A 20,305-nucleotide genomic window follows, 5' to 3' on the forward strand; every position below is an offset into this window, starting at 1 on the left:
GCTCCACTGAGCTCGACTGATCCGGAAACTACATTCTCCATTTAGGCGAATCAAGGATTCGGACAAGAGAATCTGATGCTCTTGCCCTTCCGATGGCAAGCCCGTTGAGAATAAGGTTCTCACGAACAGAAGGGGTGTTTCCATGATCGAATCGAAGGCGTTGAGCCCGGCGCTCGGGGTGGAGTTCACGGGTGTCACCGACCCCCTCGACGACACGTTCGTGGCGCGCGCCGCCGAGGCCCTCAAGTGGCGCGGCGTCCTGCTCGTCCGTGGTCTCCACCTCGACGACGCGGGGCAGTTGGCGTTCAGCCGCAAGCTGGGCAAGGTCGTCGAGCTGCGCGGCCGGGAGATCTTCCCCATCTCCCTGGACCCGGAGAAGAACGCGACCGCCCAGTACCTGAGGGGCGCCTTCTTCTGGCACCTCGACGGCACCACCGACACCGTCCCCGTCAAGGCGACCACCCTGACCGCGCGGCACGTCGCCGCCGTCGGCGGGGGAACCGAGTTCTCCAACACGTACGCCGCGTACGACAACCTGCCCGAGAAGGACCGCGCGCGCTACGAGAACCTCCGTGTCGTGCACAGCTTCGAGGCCGCCCAGCGCCTCGTCGTCCCCGACCCCACCGAACAGCAGCTCGCCGCCTGGCGCACCCAGCCGGGCCAGGAGACGTCCCTCGTGTGGCGACGCCGCGACGGACGCCGCTCGTTCGTCACCGGCGCCACCGCCGACCACGTCGTCGGCATGTCCGCCGGCAGCAGCCGCGACCTCCTCGCTGAACTCCTCGACTGGACCACCCAGGAACGCTTCCGCTACGCCCACGACTGGAGCGTCGGCGACCTCGTCGTCTGGGACAACACCGGGATCCTGCACCGCGCGCTGCCGTACGACGAGAACTCCGAACGCCTGCTGCACCGTACGACGATCGTCGGGGACGAGGCGTTCGCGTGAGCGCGACCAGGACGGCTGTGGTGACCGGCGGCGCCTCCGGCATCGGCAAGGCCGTCGCCGAGCGCCTCGCCCAGGACGGCCTGAATGTCGCCGTGTTCGACCTCTCCCCCACCCCCGACGGCCACGCCGTGGACGTCACCGACCGCACCCAGGTCGACAAGGCGATGGACGCCGTACGGGAGCGCTTCGGGCCGGTGTCGGTGCTCGTCAACGCGGCGGGGATGGACGGGCACTCCAGGTTCGCGAGCCTGCGATTCGCCGACTGGCAGCGTGTGTTGGACATCAACCTCAACGGGGTCTTCCACTGCGTGCAGTCCGCGCTGCCGGACATGTGGGAGGGACGCTGGGGGCGGATCGTCAACATCTCCTCGTCCAGCGCGCATTCGGGCCAGCCGTTCATGGCGCACTACGTCGCCGCGAAGTCCGCGGTCAACGGCCTCACCAAGTCCCTCGCCCTGGAGCTGGGCCCGCGCGGCATCACCGTCAACGCCGTCCCGCCCGGCTTCGTCGACACCCCGATGCTGCGCTCGGCGGAGGCCCGCGAGCGGCTCGGCGGCACCGTCGAGGAACACATCGCGCGTACCCCCGTACGCCGTGTCGGGCGCCCCGAGGACATCGCGGCGACCTGCTCGTTCCTGGTCCGCGAGGAGGCCGGCTACATCACCGGGCAGATCATCGGCGTGAACGGGGGCCGCAACACATGACGCGGCTGCCTCCGGTGCCGTACGAGGAATGGGACGAGGAGGTGCTCAGGCCGCTGACCGGCGGCCGGAAGATCCCGCCGTCCAACGCCCTCGGCCTCCTCCTCAACCACCCGCGCCTGGCCAAGGCGTTCCTCGGCTTCAGCACGCCCCTCGTCTACCGCGGCACGCTCCCCGCCCGGATCCGCGAACTGGCCGTCCTGCGCGTCGCCTGGCGCCGCCGGTGCCGGTACGAGTGGTCCCACCACGCCCTCTCGGCCCGCCGAGCCGGCGTCACCGACGAGGAGTTGGCGGGCGTCCGGCGCGGCGACCCGACCCTCGTCACCCGCGCCGTGGACGAGCTGGAGGACACCTCGACCCTCTCCGACCCCACGTACGCCGAACTGGCGGCGCTCCTCGACGAACGCCAGCTCATGGAGTTCGTGTTCACGGTCGGGGCGTACGCGATGCAGGCGATGGTGTACAACGCGTTCGGGGTGGAGCCGGACGAGGGGATGGACGACGGGGGGATGCCGGCGGCCCCGAAAGCCACCCCGCACACGAAACCCGGCACGGGCCCGCACACGAACTCCGGCACGAGCCCGCACACGGCCCCGGTCACCATCCCCGGCACCACCCCGGACGCGCCCTCGGACACAGCCCCCGGCACCACCCCGGATGCGGCGAACCCCGCTCACCCCTAGGTTGGCTCCCGCCACACACCCGACCCGGAGGGGGGAGACCGGAGGACGCCTCCATGGCCCGTCACACCCTCGCCGACCAGTTCGTCGAGGTCCTCCTCCAGGCCGGTGTGGAGCGCGTCTACGGCGTCGCGGGAGACAGCCTCAACCCCCTCGTCGACGCGATCCGCCGCACCGACGGCATCGAGTGGACCCACGTCCACAACGAGGAGGGCGCCGCGTTCGCCGCGTCCGCCGAGGCACAGCTCACCGGGCGGCTCGCGGTGTGCGCGGGGTCCTGCGGCCCCGGCAACACCCACCTCGTCCAGGGCCTGTACGACGCGAAGCGCACCGGAGCACCGGTCCTGGCGATCGCCTCGCACATCCCCACCGGCCAGATCGGCACGGAGTACCACCAGGAGACGCACCCGGAGAAGCTGTTCGCGGACATCGCCGGGTACTGCGAGCTGGTCTCGCAGGCCGACCAGATGCCCCGCCTGGCCAGGATCGCGATCCGGCACGCGCTGGGCTCGCCCGGTGTCTCCGTCCTGGTCCTGCCGGGCGACGTAGCGGGCCGCGCGACCGTTCACCCGACCGGCCCAGCCGCCCCGCACATCGCCCCCGGCACGGTCGTACCGGACGAGCGGACCGTCCAGCTCCTCGCGGACGCCCTGAACGCGGCCCGCAAGCCCGTCCTGTTCTGCGGCCTGGGCGCCCGTGACGCGCGCGCCGAGGTGCTGGAGCTGGCCGGGACGCTGAAGGCGCCGGTCGGGCACTCGCTGCGCGGCAAGGAGTGGATCCAGTACGACAACCCGTACGACGTCGGCATGATGGGCCTGCTCGGCTACGGCGCCTGCTACGAGGCCGTCCACGAGGCGGACCTGTTGCTCCTGCTGGGCACCGACTTCCCGTACGACACGTTCCTCCCGCAGGCGCACACCGTCCAGATCGACCGGGACGCCACCCGCCTGGGGCGGCGTACCCCGCTGGAGCTGGGCGTCCACGGCGACGTCCGCGCGACCCTGCGCGCCGTACTGCCGCTGGTGCGCGCGAACGACTCGGCGCGCTTCCTGCACAAGACGCTGCACGCGCATGAGCGCGCGCTCACGAAGGTCGTCGACGCGTACACGCACGACGTGGAACACCTGCGGCCGATCCATCCGGAGTACGCGGCGCGGCTGCTGGACGAGGCGGCGGCGGACGACGCGGTGTTCACGTTCGACACCGGCATGAACACCGTGTGGGCGGCGCGCTACCTCACCCCGAACGGGCGGCGCCGCTTCGTCGGCTCCTTCAACCACGGCACGATGGCGAACGCGCTCCCGCACGCGGTGGGCGCCGCGTTCGCCCTGCCCGGCCGGCAGGTGGTGTCGCTGTCCGGGGACGGCGGGCTCGCGATGCTCCTCGGGGAGCTGGTCACCGTCCGGCAGCACGATCTGAACGTCAAGACGGTGGTGTTCGACAACTCGGCGCTCGGCATGGTCAAGCTGGAGATGATGGTCGAGGGAATGCCGTCGTACGGGACGGACCACACGCGCGTGGACTTCGCCGCCGTCGCGCGCGGCATCGGCATTCCCTCCGTACGGGTCGAGGACCCCGCCGACGTGGGCAGGGCGCTCGCCGAGACGCTGGCCGCTCCCGGTCCGGGGCTCGTCGACCTCGTCACCGACCCCGACGCGCTGTCCATCCCCTCGCACATCGACGCCGAGCAGGTACGGGGGTTCGCGCTGGCCGCGACACGGACGGTCCTGGAGGGCGGCGTGGGGACGATGCTCGACCTGGCCCGCGCCAACATCCGCAACATCCCCCGGCCGTGAGGCAGGTGCGCCATGAACCCGATCGGCAGACTCGCCCGGTACGTCCCGGCGGTCCTGGTCTCCCTGTGCGCGGTCGCCGGGGTGCTGCTCGCCGTGCTGCACTCGCCGTGGTGGTGGACCGGCGCCGCCGTGTTCCTCGCGGCGTCCGCGCTCGCCGTGCACGACCTGGTGCAGCGCCGGCACTCGATCCTGCGCAACTACCCGCTCCTGGGCCATATGCGGTTCCTGCTGGAGCGTATCCGCCCCGAACTCCAGCAGTACTACATCGAGCGGGACTACGACGGCCGCCCCTACCCGAGGAGCGTGCGCAGCGTCGTCTACCAGCGGGCCAAGGGCATCGAGGCGGAGGAGCCGTTCGGCACCGAACTCGACCTGTACGAGGCGGGCAGCGAGTACCTCACCCCGTCCATGGCGCCCCGCCCGGTCGCCGAGGAGGCGCCGAGGGTGCGGGTCGGCGGCCCCGACTGCACGCAGCCGTACGACATGGCGTTGCTGAACGTGTCCGCGATGAGCTTCGGCGCGCTGTCCCCGAACGCGCTGCTCGCCCTCAACGCCGGTGCGGCGCGCGGGGGTTTCGCGCACGACACCGGGGAGGGCGGGCTCTCCGACTACCATCTGCGGCCCGGCGGCGACCTGATCTGGGAGATCGGCACCGGCTACTTCGGCTGCCGCACCGCCGACGGCGGCTTCGACCCCGCCGAGTTCGCCGACAAGGCCGCGCACGAGCACGTCAAGTGCGTGTCCCTGAAGCTGTCGCAGGGCGCGAAGCCCGGCATCGGCGGGGTGCTGCCGGGGCCGAAGGTCACCGCGGAGATCGCGCGTGTCCGTGAGGTGCCCGAGGGGCGTACGGTCATCTCGCCGCCGTACCACCGGGTGTTCTCCACCCCGCGCGAACTCGTTCAGTTCATCGCCCGGATGCGGGAGTCGGCGGGCGGCAAGCCCACCGGGTTCAAACTGTGCGTCGGCTCGCGCCGACAGGTCCTCGCGGTGTGCAAGGCCATGCTCGCGGAAGGCGTCACCCCCGACTTCATCGTCGTCGACGGCGCGGAGGGCGGTACCGGCGCGGCGCCCCTGGAGTTCGCCGACAACCTCGGCACCCCGCTCACCGAGGGCCTCATCACCGTCCACAACGCCCTCGTCGGCACCGGGCTGCGCGACCGGATCAGGATCGGCGCGAGCGGCAAGGTCGCGACCGCCTCCGACATCGTCAAACGCCTTGCCCAGGGCGCCGATTACACGAACGCGGCCCGCGCGATGATGTTCGCCGTCGGCTGCATCCAGGCGCAGCAGTGCAACACCAACACCTGCCCCGTCGGCGTCGCCACCCAGGACCCCCGCCGGGTGCGCGCCCTGAACATCGCCGACAAGACGGACCGCGTCCACCGCTACCAGACCTCCACCGTGGCCGCCGCCCTCCAGATCATGGCCTCCATGGGCGTCGACCACCCCTCCCAGCTCCACCCCGGCATGCTCCGCCGCCGCGTCACCCCCACCGAGGTGCTCAGCTACGCGGAGCTGTACGAGTGGCTGGGCGAGGGGCAGTTGCTCGCGGAGCCGCCGGGGTCGTGGGCGGAGGACTGGGCCGCGGCGGATCCGGATCGGTTCTCGGTGTGAGTGTCCGACGTCATTGGCGGTCCGGCTCCCCGTGGTCGAGTACGACCTCGATCTCCCGGAACCCGTGGATCAGGAACGACGGCACCCGGTCCGGTGAGCCGCTCCCGGCGAGGGACACGCGGGGGAAGCGTTCGAAGAGCGCCGGGAGCGCGGTGAGGGCCTCGGCGCGGGCCAGGGGTGCGCCCAGGCAGTGGTGGACGCCGTGGCCGAAGGCGAGGTGCCGGGCGGGTGCGGGGCGGCCGATGTCGAAGCGGCCGGCGTCCTCGCCGTGCCGGGCCGGGTCCCAGCCGTAGAGCCCGAACGCGGCGATGATCGCCTCGCCGGCGCGGATCCGGACGTCCCCGACGGTGATGTCCTCCACCGCGAACCGCAGCGGGCTCATCGGCGCGGCGGCGGCGAACCGCAGGGTCTCCTCGACGACGGCCTCCCACGGCACCCGGCCCGCCCGGACCTCGGCGAGCTGCTCGGGGTGCTGGAGCAGCGCCACGATCGCGTTGCCGATCAGATGGACGGTCGTCTCCAGTCCCGCGCCGAGGACGAGGACCATCGTGTCGACGATCTCGGTGTCGGTGAGCGTGTCGTCGCCGTCCTGCGCCTGGACGAGCGCGGTCGTCAGATCGTCGCCGGGGTGGACCCGCTTGTCCGCGAGGACCTCCGCGAAGGCGGCCCGGCAGACCTCCGGCGCATCCGAACTCCCCAGCGCAGCCGGGTCGTTGAGCAGGATCGTGGCGAACTCCTTCACCGCGACGGCGCCCTCGCCGCGTACGTCGAACATCTCGCAGATCACCCGCAACGGCAGCGGATCGGCGAACACGGCCCGCAGATCCGTGACCTCACCGGGCGCCACCCGGGCCAGCGGGTCGAGGAGGCCGGCGGCGATACGGTCGAAGGCCGGCTGGAGCGCCTTGATACGGCGGCCGGTGAACGCGGGCGCGACGAGTTTCCGCAGCCGGGTGTGCTCGGGCCCGTAGGAGGACAACATGCTGTCGCTGATCAGCCCGTACATCCAGTGCGCCTCCGGATGCCCGGCCAGCCAGCCGTTCCCCCAGGCGTCCCAATGCCGACGCGCGTCCCGACTGACCCGCGGATCCGTCAGCAGCGGTTCCATCACCCGCTGCGTGGTGGGCATCCAGGCGCGTACGCCGCCGAGCAGCTCCACGGCGACCACGTCACCGGCTGCGCGGAGCCGGGCGGCCTGGGCGGGCAGATCAGCGCCCCGGGGATCGACGGGGATCGGGCGGGGATGCTGATGGAGGGACGTGACCGTCATGGGGCCTCTCCTCACGGGCGGGACACGGGGGCGGACCGGTAGTGTCCTCGGCCGACAGGCTCCGGGGGAACCACGCCTCGCCCCGCGCCTCGACCGCGTGGGGTACGTCCCGGAGCACGGCCGGGAGACCGAGGCGGTCGAGGTGATGCGGGCCCAGGCCGACACCCGCAGCGGAGACGACTGGATCCTCCATGTCCTGTCCGGCCTGTACCTCGACCAGGGCCGCCCCGCGGACGAACTGGCGCACCTCGACGCCCTCGCCGCCGCTCGCGGGGGCGAGGAGGGCTGGGACCTGTACTGGATACGGCTGCCGCTGCTCGCCGCCCGCGACGGCGTCGACGCAGCGATCACGCAGGCCCGCTCCCATCCCGAGGGAACCACCTCGTACGCCGCACCCCGCCTCGCCGGCCTCCTCGCCGGCGCCGGACGCACCGAGGAAGAACCTGGTGCACGTCCACACCGACCCCTCCGCCCGCCGGCCCATGTGGTACGCCCTGGTCACCCCGGACGGCGAACTCACCGTCGGCGACGAGCCGTACCACGACATCCGGGCCCAGCTCGGCGACCGGTCCGAGGGCGAGACCGGCCACGGGTTCCTGCGTGGCCTGCACCCCGTCACCGCTTACTTCCACGCCCCCTACCACGACGACGACCGACGTATGAACAAGGTCGCCGACGGCATGTTCTGGGAGCTGAGCGGACCTGTCCCGCCCGGCCCCGACGCCCCGTACGCGGACGACGACTTCACCCCGGAGGACCGGGTCATCAAGCTCCGCGGACCCGTCGCGTTCATCGACCGGCACAACTGGGGCCTGGGCCGGGAGCACCTGGACGCGCTCCGCACGGTCCACGAGACCGTCGCACGGCGCCTGCGCCGTCGCGGCTGGCTGTAGACCCGCGAACCGCCACGGCCGAAAACCCCTCGCGTGGCGCCCCGTAGGACGTGAGGATCGACAACCGGTGTCCAGCGTTCAGTGGAGAGGAACCCGCGTGGTCGGTCAGGTGGCGGTGCGGCGGATGGACGAGGAAGCCCTCGCAGAGCTTCTCGCGGTGGCCGTCGGGGACGCGGAGCCCGATGAGGTCATGCCACCCGTGGACGGGCCGCCCGGCTGGACCGCGCAGCGCCGGGAGGCGTTCCGGGAGTGGCATCGGGCCCGGTTTCCCGGGCTCGCGGGTCCGCTTCGCGAGTGCACGTTCGTGGTCGTCCACGACGGGGAGGTCGTGGGGTCGGCCCGGCTGGCCGCGCGCGACAGCCTCGACGCCCTCGAAACCGGCATGTGGCTCGGCCGTTCACAGCGAGGGCGCGGCATCGGCACCGCCGCGCTGCGGATCCTCCTCGACGAGGCGGCGAGAGCCGGTGCGCGGAGCGTCGTCGCGGACACGATGGCGCACAACGCGGCGGCCCTCGGCGCACTGCGCCGCAACGGCGCGACGCTGACGACGAGCCGGGACAGCGCCGACGTACTCGCGGAACTGACGCCCCCACCGGGCGGCGCGGACGCGCACTGAGCCCGCCGGAAGAGCGCGTTCGGGTGGCGGCCCGACCCCATCCGCTCCCTCCGCCGAACCGACCGACTCCGGAGGCCGGCCGGCGCCGCTCCCGGCGAACGTAACGGGGACGGCCTCGTGTTCGCCTCTTCGCCGTCCTACGGGTCAGGCGGTGTCGAGGGGGAGTGCATGGTGCGCCGGGCGTCGTCGAAGGGCTGGAGGTACGGGGATCCGGGCAGTCCCGCGAGCCGTTGCACCGCCGGCTCGCAGGGCCGCCCGAGGTCATGCTCTGGGCCCGGTCGCCGGAGGTGCGGGCACCGCCGCCGTGGTCCTTCTCGACGGACGCCGGCACCAGGTCCGGCACACTGCCGGCTCCAGCTACCGCGGATCCACGCGGTCCACCAGCCGGTCCGTGGTGACGCGCCGGCCGTCGAGCACTTCGTCCAGCGGTCCGCGACACTGCTCCAGGACGCCTCACGCCCGCAGTGTCAGTCCGGACCGGGGGATGCCGGGTGTACCCGGGCCGCTCCGTCCCTCCGCCTCTTCAAGTCAACGGCGGACACAAACCGGTCATGGCACAGGAAAGCCCCGCGACCGGCGCAGCCGTGCTGTCAGAGTTCAGGGCCAGGGAACTGCAAGATGCACCATCTGACTCAGGGAGTTCGCTCGTGAGACGGAAAGTCATCGCACTTCTCGCAACAGCCGCCCTCGCCACCCTGCCGCTCATCGGCGAGGCCGGCGCGGCCCCCTCGACGGCCGGCGCCGGCGCAACGGCGGAGAAAGCGCTGCGCGCCAACCAGACCCGCTACGCGCCCTTCACCCTCAACCACAACCAGTCGGTCTCCTCCAACACCGCCCGGCTGATCATGCAGTCCGACGGCAACCTCGTCGTGTACGACGAGTTCAACCGCGCCCGCTGGGCCTCGAACACCGTCAACCAGGGCTGGACGGCCCGCTTCCAGACCGACGGCAACTTCGTCGTCTACACGGCCTCCAACAGGGCCGTGTGGGCGTCCAACACGGCGGGCCACCCCGGCTCCCGGCTGGTCGTCCAGGACGACGGCAACGTGGTCATCTACGACGGCAGCCAGGCGATCTGGGCTACCGGCACCAACCACTGAGCACCGGCCCGGCCTCATCGGCTCTCGGCGAGGCCGGGCCACTCGACGCCGCGACCACGGCATCACCTGCTGTCGCTCACCCCACCCCCCTCCAGCGCCGCGCGCCCCGCTTCGAGGCGGGCGACGGGGAACAGGAGACGTAGTCCGGTCCGGCCCGGTGGAAGAAGCGGTCGGACGCGGAGTCGCCGCCGTGCTCGCCCCAAACGCCGGTCTCCAGCCGGGCGTTGGCGGCGCGGCGGAGCGTGACGGCCGCGAGCACGGGCGCCTCTCCGGTCCGCTCGCCCCCGCCGGCGTCGCGCCGCCCGCCCCGATCCGGCAGGGCCGCCCGGGTGCACTCGGGACCCGTCAGGCCCCCTCCTCCCCCTCCCCGCGCGCCGTATAGACCATCGCGGTCATCGGCGCCGTAACCGGCCCCACGCCCAGGCGTTCCGTCATGCCCCGGATGACGGCGGCCCGGATGGTCTCCGCGTCTTCACGGGCCCCCACGGCGGCGTGCACCGGTGTGCCGGTGAGGAGGCCGGTGGCGATGGATGCGGCCGACTCCGCGACGCCGTTCAGTGTGACCTCCTCGGCGTCGGCCAGGAACAGGCCCGCGGCTGTCAGGTCCGCGGTGACGGTGGCCGGATCCGTGTAGCCGTGGGGCACGTCGGGGAGGAACGAGGGTGTGTCGTCCGGCATCGACTCCGCCAGGGCGGTCTGGAAGGCGGACCCGAAGCCGTGCGAGGCCAGTGGGCCCCAGCTGTTGAACAGGAACCGTCCACCCGGTGCCAGGACCCTGCGCGCCTCGGCGTAGGCGGCGGGCCGGTCGGGGAAGAACATCACCCCGAACTGGCATACGACGAGGTCGAACTCCTCGTCGCTGAAGGGCAGTTGCTGGGCGTCCGCCTGCCGCCACACGGCCCGCGGCTCCCGCAGTGACCCGGCGCTGACCATGGCCTCGTTGAGGTCGGTCGCCACCACCGAGGCCCCGGGCAGCGCGGCGAGCAGCGCCGAGGTCAACGCCCCTGTCCCGGCCGCGAGTTCCAGGATCCTGCCGGGGTGCAGCGCCGCCGCCCGCGCGGCCAGGTCCTCGGCGAAGGGCCGGAAGAAGACCGGCACCAGGTGACGTTCGTAGGCATCGGGCATGGACCGTGTCCACCGCCGGTTCGCGTCGTCTGCGTTCACGCGGCAGAGACTAGCCACGCGGACGGCCCGTCGCCGGGAACCCACGGCTTCGAGAGGAATCCCGGCCGGCCGGGGTGGAACAGCTTGAGCGCCGCCGCGATCGGACCCGCCGGCCGCACATCCCGTCATGTCGCACGCCGCCGCGAGCGAACCCGCCGACTGCACGCCCCGTCAAGCGCTCGCCCGGACGACCAACCGCGTCGGAAGAATCAGCGGCGTGGGATCCTGCCCGTCGATCAACGCGACGAGCATGCGTGCCGTCTCCCTCCCGAGCGCCGTGATCGGCTGGTGGACGGTGCTCAGCGGCGGATCGGCGATCCGGGCGACGGCGAGGTCGTCGAACCCGACCACCGCGACGTCGGCGGGCACCAGGCGCCCGCTCTCGCGCAGGGTGCGCAGCGCCCCCGCCGCCATGTTGTCGTTGGCGGCGAACACGCCGTCCAGGTCGGGGAGTTCGGCGAGGAGCGCGGCCATGGCGGCGGCGCCGCCGGACTCGGTGAAGTCCCCTTCCCCTGGGGGGAGCGGGGTCAGCCCGGCGGCCAGCATCGCGTCCCGGTAGCCGCGGTGGCGGGCTCGCCCGGCCTCGGTGTCCAGGCGTCCGCAGATGACGGCGACCCGGGTCCGGCCCCGCGCGAGCAGGTACTCGGTCGCCTCACGGGCGCCGCCGACGTTGTCGACGTCCACGTACCAGCGGGGAACGGGCCCCACCGGACGTCCGCCGAACACGACGGGCAGTTCCGCCTCCTGCGCCATCCGTACCAGCGGATCGCCCTCGCGCAGTGCCATCAGCATGACGCCGTCGGCGCCCCGGGACCGCAGCAGCGCCGCCACCCGTTCACGGCCCCGGGCGGAGGCGGCCAGACACAGCATCAGATGCAGGTCGGCCTCCTCCAGCGCGGCCGACGCCCCCACGATCACCTGGGCGAAGAAGGGGTCCGCGAAGATCGACGGGTCCTCTCCCGAGATGACCAGGGCGGCCGCGCCCGTCTGCCGGGTGGCCAGCGCCCGGGCGCGCGGATTGGGGACGTAGCCGAGTTGCCTGACGGCCCGTTCGACCGCCTGGCGCTTGACGCGGCTGACGTACGGGGCGTCGTTGAGGACGCGGGAGGCCACGGAGCGGGAGACGCCCGCGAGTTCGGCCACCGCTTCGAGCGTCGGCCGCCGGCTGACTCCGTCTGCTGCCATGGAACGTGGACCTCCTGTGGCTGGAAGCGCTTCCAGAAACAGGACTGTAGATCCTTGCCCGCGCGGTGTGAAGAGCCCGTCGTACGCCCGCTCTTGACAGCCCCAACGGCTCCCCACACGATATCCACCACACCAGGAAGGCCCCGACACCACTGGAACCGCTTCCACTTTGGGAGCGCTCCCACAGCGAGTCGCCGGTCGTCCGACGTGACGTCCCGCCGGAGAGCCGCCGGCGCCGAGGGACGTGTACCGCCGCACTTCCTTACCGCGTCGCCCGTCCAGGACGAGGGCGGGCGACGCTCCCCCACCAGGAGGTACCTCCATGCGCCGAAAGCTCCGCGCCCTGACGGCGGCCCTGTTCGCCCTGCCGCTGGCACTCGCCGTCGCCCCGTCCACCCAGGCGGCAGCCCCGGCCGTCAAGGCCAACGGGTTCTACGTGGACCCCAACTCCAGCGCGAAGCAGTGGGTCGCCGCCAACCCGAACGACGGCCGCGCCGCCGCGATCAACAGCTCCCTCGCCAACACGCCCGCCGCCCGCTGGTTCGGCTCCTGGAGCGGCTCCATCAACGCCGCCACCAGCGCGTACGCGGGTGCCGCGGCCGGCGCGAACAAGCTGCCGATCATGGTCGCCTACAACGTCTACAACCGCGACTACTGCGGCGGCCACTCGGCGGGCGGGGCCTCCTCGCCCGCCGCCTACGCCACCTGGATCTCCCAGTTCGCCTCCGGGATCGGCAGCCGCCAGGCCGTCGTCATCCTCGAACCCGACTCCCTCGGCGACTACGGCTGCATGAACCAGGCGCAGATCACCGAGCGCCAGAACATGCTGACCGGGGCCCTGTCCACGTTCGGCCGCCAGGCCCCCAACGCCTGGGTCTACCTCGACTCCGGCAACCCCGGCTGGGCCGACGCCGCCACCATGGCCCAGCGCCTCAACAACGCCGGCCTGCGCCAGGCCCACGGCTTCTCCCTCAACATCTCCAACTACTTCACCACCGCCGAGAACACCAACTACGGCAACGCCGTCAACCGTGAACTCAGCGCCCGCTACGGCTACACGAAGCCGTTCGTCGTGGACACCAGCCGCAACGGCAACGGCTCCAACGGCCAGTGGTGCAACCCCGCCGGCCGCAGGATCGGCACGCCCACGCAGATGGGCGGCGGCGCCGAGATGCTCCTGTGGATCAAGACGCCCGGCGAGTCCGACGGCAACTGCGGTGTGGGCGGCGGCTCCTCGGCCGGGCAGTTCCTTCCCGAGGTCGCCTACAAGATGATCTACGGCTACTGACCGGGGACGGCCGTGGCCCGGTCCGCCCGCACCGCGCGACCGGGTCACGGCACATCTGCGGGCTAGGATGCTCAAGAACTTGCAGAGTTCTTCAATTCACTACTTCATGATCTTGGCCGGCAGGGAAGGGTTGCTCGGGGTGGGTGGGTTCGCTGAGGCGTTGCGGGAGCGGGTGCGGGCGGCGCGGGTGCGGGTGAGGGCCGCGCGGCGGGAGGGTGACGCGTACGCGATTGCCGTGGCCGAGGACGAGTTGGATGACGCGCTGCGGATCGCCCGTGCCAACGACGTGGCCGTGGAGGAGGATGGAGCCGGCGATGGTCCCGCTGTATGAGGCGAAGGCCGAGTTCTTCCGGATGCTGGGGCATCCGGTGCGCATCCGGGTGCTGGAGCTGCTCCAGGACGGTCCGAAGCCGGTACGGGACCTGCTCGCGGAGATCGAGATCGAGCCGTCGAGCCTGTCGCAGCAGCTCGCGGTGTTGCGCCGGTCGGGCATCGTGACCGCCACACGCACGGGTTCGACCGTGGTGTACGAGCTGGCCGGCGGCGACGTGGCGGAACTCCTGGGCACCGCGCGGCGGATCCTGACGAACGTCCTCACGGACCGCCAGGGTTTGCTGGAGGAGCTGCGGCCGGTGCGCCGGTAAGAGAGCCGACGGGTGCCTGTCGACCTCCGGCTCCCGGATCCGCCCGCCCGGCCCGGCGCGTGGCGACGCCGGGCTGACGGGATGCCGTGGCTTCAAGCGCGTGCGCAGCGGTACAGCGTCTGCCCGTCGTCCGTACCGCCGTAGTCCGACGACGGCACCGGCGCGCAGGCCGACCGGACCCACTGCGTGATCCGTGCCGCGGCCGTCGCCCCGTTCGACGTACGGCCGACGCCGCCCACCACGACGTACCGGACCTCCCCGTCCCGCACGAGCCGCTGGAACCCCGTCTCCGTCGGGAACGGCACGCGGCCGCTGAAGCCACCGAGGGGCAGGACGTGGGCACCGGTGGCGAGGATGTACGGGGAGGCGGTGGTCCAGTTCGTGGTGGCGAAGACGTACGGCGCCGAGCCCTGGTGCGCGGTGGTGTAGGCGAGCAACTCCCGCTGGGGCATGGTGAGTCCACCGTCCGATCCGATCCCGCCGAAGCCGCCGGGGGTGCCGGTGCCCGTGTCACCGTCGGCCCGCTCTCCCCTGCCCCCGTCCCACCGCAGCCGTCCCGTCCGGCCGCCCGCCGACGCGAACGCCCCTTCCGGCGCGGACCGTTCGAACGACGTGAACGCCCCACGCCCGCCCCCGGTTCGGGACGGCCCGACCGCGCCCATGCCGGTATTGCGGTACGAGGGGTTGAACACCTGCGCCACCCACGCGCCCGGCGCGATCAGCAGAGCCGCCAGGGCGGTGGCGAGCCCGGCGAGAGCGAGCCGCCCACCGGCCCGTCGCCGCCCACCAGGACGCGCCACCGCCAGCAGGACGACGGCCGTCACCCCCAACACCCCCACCACCGGCGCCAGCCACGGCAGGAACGACGTGAACTCCCCCGCGAGATACGCACTCCACACGGTCGTGGCCGCCACCGCTCCCGGCAACGCCCAGGCCCGCCGCCCACCGGCCCGGTACGCCCGCCACAGCACGACAGCCCCACCCCCGGTCAGCGCCGCCAGCGGCACGGCGATCACGCCCATGTAGTACGTGTGCCCCCCGACGCTCCCCGCGCTGAAGACCAGGAAGAACGTGGCCAGCCAGGTTCCCCAGAGCAGGAACCCGGCGCGCGGCCCGTCAGTACGCGGCCGTCCCCGACTCCACACCAGCCCGCACACGGCACACACCGCCGCGAACGGATACAGCCACCCGGTCTGCGAGGCGAGCGACGCCCCGAACATCTTCGCCCAGCCGTCCTGGCCTTGCCCTTGACCTTGCCCCTGCCTCTGTCCTTCTCCCGACCGCATCCCCTGCACCCGGCCCGCACCGCCGAAAGCACCCGCACCTGCACGCGCAGCAGCACCGGCATCCGCCTCCCCCCGATGCCCACCCCCTTGACTCCCGCTCACACTCCCCGTCACCCCCGCACTGACCCCCAACGCCGAGAACCGGTTCAGGAAGTTGTACCCGACGACCATGCTGAACACGGAGTTGTCGGTCGTCCCGTCCACATAGGGCCGGTCCTTCGCCGGCACCAGCGTCACCGCCACCATCCACGACACCGACACACAGGTCATCACCACCGCGGCCACCCCGAGGTGAACCACCCTCCGCCGCAAGGAGATCGGCGCCGACACCAGGTACACCACCGCCAGCGCGGGCAGCACCGCCCACGCCTCCAGCATCTTGCTCTGGAACCCGACCCCGACCCACACCCCCGCGACGACCAGCGTCCGCGCACGCCCGTCACGGGCGGCCCGCTGGGTCGCCTCCACCGCGAGCAGCAGGCACAGCGTGAACGCCGGGTCCTCCACGGCCGTACGGAACAGCCCGACGGAGACCGGGGTCAGGAGGAAGGCCGTGCAGGTGAGGAGTGCCGCGTTCGTGCCGGCCCAGCGGGAGACGAGGCGGTGCAGGACGAGGACGCTCGCCATGCCTTCGAGGACCTGGGGGAGGACCAGGGCCCAGGGGTGGAATCCGAAGAGGCGTGCGGACAGGGCCTGCGGCCAGAGGAATCCGGGGAGTTTGTCGAGGGTGATGGAATTCCCGGGGTCGAAGGAACCGTAGAAGAACGCTTTCCAGTTCTCCGACATGCTGCGCGCGGCGTCGGCGTAGAAGGCGTGGTACGAGCTGTGGCCGATGCCCCAGGTGTAGAGCAGGGCGGCGAGCGCGAGGAGGGCGAGCAGCGTCGGGCGGGCGTGTGCGGGCTGGTCGGAGGGGGAGCGCCAGAGCGGACGCCACGGGGGCGCGGGCGGCGCGGGGACTGTCGTAGCCATGCACAGCAGTGTTCGGCACGCCCCGGCGCGGCCCTTCCGAATCGGGCTCCTCCAAGGGAATTCTCATCGTCTTGAGGACGGCGCTTTAATCGCGGGGGCCGCTTTTCAACCTGTGCGGGGAATGTCATTGCCTGCCGATCGACAGGAGCAGACACAGGGGGCGCACAGGCGTGTCGTCGGTGTGGCGGGGCTCGTTGGTCCGGGCATGAAGATGCGTGCCCTCTGTGCCACAGCCGCTGCGGCGGCCGGTTCCCTCGTGTTCGTCCTCGGAGCCGCCTCGCCGTCGTCCGCGGCGGCGAACGGCTTCTGCGACGGCGCCCCGGACGCCAACTACTCCCACCCCTCCAGCGCGCAGTTGTACGTCGAGTGCAACGCGGAGGCGTCTTTGATCCACTCCTGTCCGTCGGGCCTGAACTTCAACCCGGTGAACAGGCCGCTGGGTTACTGCGACTGGCCCGGCAGCTTCGACCCGACCATCAAGGTGTACCCGCCGAACTACCGGCCCTAGATCGGGTACGGATCCGGACGCGAACAGGGCTTTTCCGCCATTTCCTCAGGAAGGTGTTCGAATCGCTCTCCGGCGAACCTATTCTCTACATCGACTGTAGAGAAAGCGTACAACGCGCGACGGAACGAGGAGACATGGCGGAGATCGACCTGAGCAAGGTGCTGGACAAGGCGTGGGCGGACAAGGCGCTCCCGGAGATCATGGCGGCCCCGGTGTCCGCGCTGAAGGGGGTCTCCGACCGCCAGGGAGACCTGCTCCAGGAGGCGTTCGGGGTCAGGACCGTCGCCGATCTGGCGTCCCTGAAGTACGCGCGCTGGGCGCAGGCGCTGGCCGGCCTGGACACCGCCAAGTGACCCCGCAGGTGCCGCCGCACGTGCACTTCTTCGGGCGTTGCGAGGAAGCCGTCGAGTTCTGCAGAACCGCCCTCGGCACGGAGGCCGAGGTCCCGCGCCGCTACAGCGGTCTGCCCGCGTTCCACGACGTGCCCGCCGCGCGGACCTGAGCGTCCGAGGGGCGGCAGACCCGTGCGCCGGGTCTGCCGCCCACGCTCAACTCTCCGGTGGGAACACCGACTTGCCGGTCGACGCGTCCACGATGGAGATCGCCTCGATCGGGCAGGACTCGGCGACTTCGAGCACCTCCTCGGACGCGCCCACCACCTCGTCCCGCGCCTGCCCCTGCCCCCGTTCGTCGAGCGTGAACCGGTCGGGCGCCGACGCCGCGCACAACCCGGTGCGGACGCAGGCCCGTTTGTCGACGGTGACGGCCCACCGCTCCCCCGCCATCACGCCCCCTCGATCACGAGCGGCAGGGACTTCCAGCCGCGTACGGTCGAGGTCTGCGCCAACTCGGCGTGCTCCCAGTCGACTTGCCAGCCGGGGAAGTGCCGGAGGAGTTCCTCGGCGGCGATCCGCCCCTCCAGCCGGGCGAGCGCGGCGCCGAGGCAGTAGTGGGCGCCGACGCCGAAGCTCATGTGCTGGGTGACGCGGTGGATGTCGAACCGGTCGGGTTCGTCGAAGCGCCGGGGGTCGCGGTTGGCTGCGGCCTGGACGAACAGGATGGCGCTTCCGGCGGGGACCGTACGGCCGTGCAGCTGCACGTCCCGTGTCACGTACCGCGCCGTGAACGGTCCCGTCGGCTCGAACCTGAGCACCTCCTCGATGGCGTTGGGGATGAGCGCCGGATCGGCGGCGAGTTCCCCGCGGGCCTCGGGGTAGCGGGCCATGAGCGCGCCGAACCAGCCGATGAGCCGCCCGGTGGTCTCGTTCCCGGCGCCCGCGACGACCGTGCAGTACGTCAGGACCTCCTCGTCGGTGAGGGTGCGCGTGACCCCGTTCTCGTCCTCGAACTCGGCGGTCATCAGTTCGGTCATGAGGTCGCCGGAGGGGTGCTTCTTGCGCCACTCGATGTAGTCGCGGAACGCCTCGGTGCTGAGGATCTCCTCGTGGTCGATCTTCCCGGTGCCCTCGGTGTTGAGGGTGCTGTCGGTGCGGTCGCGGATCGCGGGCTGGTCGGACTCCGGGATGCCGAGCAGCATGCCGATGACCCGCATCGGCATCTCCGCACCGACCGCCTCGATGAGGTCGAACTCCTTTGCCCCCAGGACCGGTTGGAGGGCCCGGCGGCAGAAGGCCCGGACCTGCGGCTCCAGCGCCGCGAGCCGGCGCGGTGTGAACAGCCGTGCCAGCAGCCGCCGGTGGATGTCGTGGACCGGCGGATCCTCGAAGATCAGTGTCCCCGGGGGGAGTTCGATGTCCGCCTGGACGATCTCCAGGATGTCGCCGCGCGCGGAGGAGAAGGTCTGCCAGTCGGCGAGCCCGCGCTGGACGTCGGCGTGCCGGGTGACGGCGTAGAAGTCGTGGGTCTCGTTGTAGTAGAGGGGTGCCTCTTCGCGGAGCCTGGCGTAGAGCGGGTAGGGGTCGCGGGCGAGGGCGGGGTCGTAGGGGTCCCAGTAGAGCGTCTCGGCGGCAAGTGTCATGGTGCGTCTCCCACTTGGAGGGCGTGCTACTTGAGCAGCGCGCCGGCGTCGATCGGCAGGGTGGCGCCGGTGATGAAGCGGGACTCGTCGCAGGCGAGGAAGAGGACGGCGTGGCTGACGTCCTGGGCCTCCACCCAGGGGGTCGGCAGGACGTGCATGCCCTGCGAGACGGCCGCGAAGTCGTCGGCGGTGGGGTTCTCCAGGTCGGGCCGGAACATCCGGTAGGTGCCCTCGTGCATCACCATCGGCGTGTTCACCTGCGTGGGATGCAGGGTGTTGACGCGGATGCCGTGCGGCCCCAACTCCCGTGCCAGGCTGCGCATCAGGCCGACGACGCCGTGCTTGGCGGCGATGTAGTGCCCGATGTTCTCGTACCCCTTCAGTCCGCCGACGGAGCTGGTGAGGACCAGCGAACCGCCCCGCCCGCCCGCGACGATGTGCGGGATCGCGGCCTTCGCCGACAGCCATACGCCGGTGAGGTTGACGTCGATCATGTCCCGCCAGGTCTTCTCGCGCATCGCGTCGAGGGTGGCCCCGTCGCTGCCGAGCCCCGCGTTGGCGACGACGATGTCGAGCCGCCCGAACTCCTCGACCCCCCGGTCCACCGTGGCCTTGAGGGCGTCGTGGTCACGCACGTCCGCCTTGACGGCGACGATCCCGCGCCCCGTCTTGCGCACCAACTCGGCTGTCTCCTCCAGGTCTTCGGGCGTGGACATGGGGAACGTGACGCCGTCGAGCTGTTCGCAGACGTCCACGGCGATGATGTCGGCGCCTTCCTCCGCGAGCCGCACGGCATGACTGCGGCCCTGGCCGCGCGCGGCGCCGGTGACGAAGGCGACCTTGCCTTCCACTCGTCCGGGCATGGGTGTGCCTCGATTCCTCTGGTACGACGACAGGGTTCCGGGAGAGGTGCGCCGTCCGTGGGGAAAGGGGGTGCTCGCAACGAAGGGGCGTGCTGAACAACTGTTTAACACCGGCCCGGAAGGCCGTCAAGGACAATGACCGGCATGACCGCACCCCGCCGCATGGGCAACGAGAACTCCGAGACGCGCCACCGCCTGCTCGACATCACCCAGCGGCTGATGCTCAAGGAGGGGTACGCCGCCGTCGGCGTCCGGCGCGTCGCGCGGGAGGCCGGGGTGGCTCCGGCGCTGGTCCTGTACTACTTCCGCACGCTCGACGATCTGTTCCTCGCGGTGCTGCGCCGGCTGGCGGACCAGGAGTACGAGGCCCAGGACCGGGCCCTCGATCCCTCCCAACCCCTGCGCTCGCTCTGGGAGTTGTCGAGCCGCCCGGGTGCCGCGCTGATCACCGAGTTCACGGCGCTGTCGAACCACCGCAAGGCGATCCGCGCGGAACTCGCGGCGCACTCGGACCGGTACCGGCGGGCGCAGATCGAGCTGGTGACGCGGCGATTCGCGGAGGCGGGGACGGGTTTCCCGGATGTGCCGCCTGCGGCGATGGTCGTGTTCACGACCGCGGTTGCCCGGATCATCGGCCTTGAGGAACAGATGGGGTTGACGACGGGCCACGAGGAGGCGCGGGAGCTGGTGCAGCGGCTGCTTCACCTCACGGAGCAGCCAACAGAACCCGGAACCGGGGACTAGCAATCTCCTCTTGAGAGAATTACATTCTCAACGGAGAGAGGTGCACCGTCACGATGA

At 71.6% G+C, this 20,305-nt stretch carries 22 protein-coding genes and 1 pseudogene; 15 read left to right on the forward strand and 8 right to left on the reverse strand.

All coding sequences use genetic code 11. The features are described 5' to 3' along the window. Positions 1 to 142 precede the first annotated feature (142 nt). From ACLZOT_RS16650 to ACLZOT_RS16670, 5 genes are read left to right on the forward strand one after another with little or no spacing between them, the layout of a single operon-like run. Complete coding sequence (locus tag ACLZOT_RS16650) at positions 143 to 949, forward strand: TauD/TfdA dioxygenase family protein (RefSeq protein ID WP_416969688.1); 807 nt, start codon at positions 143 to 145, stop codon at positions 947 to 949. Beyond that, on the forward strand, positions 946 to 1,653 hold the full coding sequence (locus ACLZOT_RS16655; protein ID WP_416969689.1) for an SDR family NAD(P)-dependent oxidoreductase: 708 nt from the start codon (positions 946 to 948) through the stop codon (positions 1,651 to 1,653). The genes ACLZOT_RS16650 and ACLZOT_RS16655 overlap by 4 nt, the downstream gene beginning before the upstream one ends. Beyond that, complete coding sequence (locus tag ACLZOT_RS16660) at positions 1,650 to 2,333, forward strand: carboxymuconolactone decarboxylase family protein (protein WP_416969690.1); 684 nt, start codon at positions 1,650 to 1,652, stop codon at positions 2,331 to 2,333. The genes ACLZOT_RS16655 and ACLZOT_RS16660 overlap by 4 nt, the downstream gene beginning before the upstream one ends. Before the next feature lie 53 nt (positions 2,334 to 2,386). Then, positions 2,387 to 4,126, forward strand: a complete 1,740-nt coding sequence (locus ACLZOT_RS16665; protein ID WP_416969691.1) for a pyruvate dehydrogenase — start codon at positions 2,387 to 2,389, stop codon at positions 4,124 to 4,126. Positions 4,127 to 4,138: 12 nt separating this feature from the next. Further along, complete coding sequence (locus ACLZOT_RS16670; protein WP_416969692.1) at positions 4,139 to 5,740, forward strand: FMN-binding glutamate synthase family protein; 1,602 nt, start codon at positions 4,139 to 4,141, stop codon at positions 5,738 to 5,740. A 10-nt stretch (positions 5,741 to 5,750) separates the two neighbouring features. Here the strand turns inward: ACLZOT_RS16670 and ACLZOT_RS16675 are convergent, their stop codons facing one another. Further along, positions 5,751 to 7,010, reverse strand: a complete 1,260-nt coding sequence (locus ACLZOT_RS16675; protein ID WP_416969693.1) for a cytochrome P450 family protein — start codon at positions 7,008 to 7,010, stop codon at positions 5,751 to 5,753. A 446-nt stretch (positions 7,011 to 7,456) separates the two neighbouring features. Between ACLZOT_RS16675 and ACLZOT_RS16680 the strand changes: the two genes are divergently transcribed. The 3 genes from ACLZOT_RS16680 (at position 7,457) to ACLZOT_RS16690 (ending at position 9,619) form a co-directional block, all read left to right on the forward strand. Further along, positions 7,457 to 7,903, forward strand: a complete 447-nt coding sequence (locus tag ACLZOT_RS16680; RefSeq protein ID WP_416969694.1) for a hypothetical protein — start codon at positions 7,457 to 7,459, stop codon at positions 7,901 to 7,903. A 97-nt stretch (positions 7,904 to 8,000) separates the two neighbouring features. Then, positions 8,001 to 8,519: a GNAT family N-acetyltransferase gene (locus tag ACLZOT_RS16685; RefSeq protein WP_416969695.1), complete on the forward strand. Its 519-nt coding sequence runs from the start codon at positions 8,001 to 8,003 to the stop codon at positions 8,517 to 8,519. A gap of 647 nt (positions 8,520 to 9,166) precedes the next feature. Then, complete coding sequence (locus ACLZOT_RS16690; protein ID WP_416969696.1) at positions 9,167 to 9,619, forward strand: hypothetical protein; 453 nt, start codon at positions 9,167 to 9,169, stop codon at positions 9,617 to 9,619. 62 nt (positions 9,620 to 9,681) lie between these two features. Here ACLZOT_RS16690 and ACLZOT_RS16695 read toward each other — a convergent pair. The 3 genes and pseudogenes from ACLZOT_RS16695 to ACLZOT_RS16705 all read right to left on the reverse strand — a co-directional run. Further along, a pseudogene (locus ACLZOT_RS16695) lies at positions 9,682 to 9,869 on the reverse strand (hypothetical protein); the annotation flags it as partial. A 95-nt stretch (positions 9,870 to 9,964) separates the two neighbouring features. Then, positions 9,965 to 10,744 carry a class I SAM-dependent methyltransferase gene (locus tag ACLZOT_RS16700; protein WP_416969811.1) on the reverse strand — a complete coding sequence of 260 codons (780 nt, stop codon included), beginning with the start codon at positions 10,742 to 10,744 and terminating at the stop codon, positions 9,965 to 9,967. Between the two features lie 210 nt (positions 10,745 to 10,954). Beyond that, positions 10,955 to 11,968 carry a LacI family DNA-binding transcriptional regulator gene (locus ACLZOT_RS16705; RefSeq protein ID WP_416969697.1) on the reverse strand — a complete coding sequence of 338 codons (1,014 nt, stop codon included), beginning with the start codon at positions 11,966 to 11,968 and terminating at the stop codon, positions 10,955 to 10,957. A 322-nt stretch (positions 11,969 to 12,290) separates the two neighbouring features. On the opposite strand from ACLZOT_RS16705, the gene ACLZOT_RS16710 reads away from it, so the two are divergent. The 3 genes from ACLZOT_RS16710 (at position 12,291) to ACLZOT_RS16720 (ending at position 13,900) form a co-directional block, all read left to right on the forward strand. Continuing rightward, positions 12,291 to 13,256: a glycoside hydrolase family 6 protein gene (locus ACLZOT_RS16710; RefSeq protein ID WP_416969698.1), complete on the forward strand. Its 966-nt coding sequence runs from the start codon at positions 12,291 to 12,293 to the stop codon at positions 13,254 to 13,256. Between the two features lie 106 nt (positions 13,257 to 13,362). Next, positions 13,363 to 13,587: a hypothetical protein gene (locus ACLZOT_RS16715; RefSeq protein ID WP_416969699.1), complete on the forward strand. Its 225-nt coding sequence runs from the start codon at positions 13,363 to 13,365 to the stop codon at positions 13,585 to 13,587. Next, positions 13,571 to 13,900 carry an ArsR/SmtB family transcription factor gene (locus tag ACLZOT_RS16720; RefSeq protein WP_416969700.1) on the forward strand — a complete coding sequence of 110 codons (330 nt, stop codon included), beginning with the start codon at positions 13,571 to 13,573 and terminating at the stop codon, positions 13,898 to 13,900. Before ACLZOT_RS16715 ends, ACLZOT_RS16720 begins: the two co-directional genes overlap by 17 nt. Before the next feature lie 92 nt (positions 13,901 to 13,992). Here the strand turns inward: ACLZOT_RS16720 and ACLZOT_RS16725 are convergent, their stop codons facing one another. After that, positions 13,993 to 16,155 carry a glycosyltransferase family 39 protein gene (locus tag ACLZOT_RS16725; RefSeq protein ID WP_416969701.1) on the reverse strand — a complete coding sequence of 721 codons (2,163 nt, stop codon included), beginning with the start codon at positions 16,153 to 16,155 and terminating at the stop codon, positions 13,993 to 13,995. 205 nt (positions 16,156 to 16,360) lie between these two features. On the opposite strand from ACLZOT_RS16725, the gene ACLZOT_RS16730 reads away from it, so the two are divergent. The 3 genes from ACLZOT_RS16730 to ACLZOT_RS16740 all read left to right on the forward strand — a co-directional run bounded on the left by ACLZOT_RS16730 (position 16,361) and on the right by ACLZOT_RS16740 (position 17,165). Continuing rightward, entirely contained in the window at positions 16,361 to 16,663 is a 303-nt protein-coding gene (locus ACLZOT_RS16730; RefSeq protein WP_416969702.1) for a chitin binding peritrophin-A domain-containing protein, read from the forward strand. 134 nt (positions 16,664 to 16,797) lie between these two features. Then, on the forward strand, positions 16,798 to 17,016 hold the full coding sequence (locus ACLZOT_RS16735; protein WP_416969703.1) for a hypothetical protein: 219 nt from the start codon (positions 16,798 to 16,800) through the stop codon (positions 17,014 to 17,016). Further along, positions 17,013 to 17,165, forward strand: coding sequence for a hypothetical protein (locus ACLZOT_RS16740; protein WP_416969704.1), 153 nt, complete (start codon positions 17,013 to 17,015; stop codon positions 17,163 to 17,165). Before ACLZOT_RS16735 ends, ACLZOT_RS16740 begins: the two co-directional genes overlap by 4 nt. 46 nt (positions 17,166 to 17,211) lie before the next feature. Here ACLZOT_RS16740 and ACLZOT_RS16745 read toward each other — a convergent pair whose 3' ends face one another. Genes ACLZOT_RS16745 through ACLZOT_RS16755 form a run of 3 tightly spaced genes read right to left on the reverse strand, consistent with a single transcriptional unit; the run spans position 17,212 to position 19,504 of the window. Next, positions 17,212 to 17,448: a ferredoxin gene (locus tag ACLZOT_RS16745; protein ID WP_416969705.1), complete on the reverse strand. Its 237-nt coding sequence runs from the start codon at positions 17,446 to 17,448 to the stop codon at positions 17,212 to 17,214. Then, positions 17,448 to 18,641: a cytochrome P450 gene (locus ACLZOT_RS16750; protein ID WP_416969706.1), complete on the reverse strand. Its 1,194-nt coding sequence runs from the start codon at positions 18,639 to 18,641 to the stop codon at positions 17,448 to 17,450. The genes ACLZOT_RS16745 and ACLZOT_RS16750 overlap by 1 nt, the downstream gene beginning before the upstream one ends. Positions 18,642 to 18,667: 26 nt before the next feature. Further along, positions 18,668 to 19,504, reverse strand: a complete 837-nt coding sequence (locus ACLZOT_RS16755; RefSeq protein ID WP_416969707.1) for a mycofactocin-coupled SDR family oxidoreductase — start codon at positions 19,502 to 19,504, stop codon at positions 18,668 to 18,670. Between the two features lie 144 nt (positions 19,505 to 19,648). On the opposite strand from ACLZOT_RS16755, the gene ACLZOT_RS16760 reads away from it, so the two are divergent. Further along, positions 19,649 to 20,248: a TetR/AcrR family transcriptional regulator gene (locus ACLZOT_RS16760; RefSeq protein ID WP_416969708.1), complete on the forward strand. Its 600-nt coding sequence runs from the start codon at positions 19,649 to 19,651 to the stop codon at positions 20,246 to 20,248. Positions 20,249 to 20,305 lie beyond the last annotated feature (57 nt).

It is taken from the genome of Streptomyces sp. 4F14 (genome assembly GCF_048159485.1).
Taxonomy (GTDB): domain Bacteria; phylum Actinomycetota; class Actinomycetes; order Streptomycetales; family Streptomycetaceae; genus Streptomyces.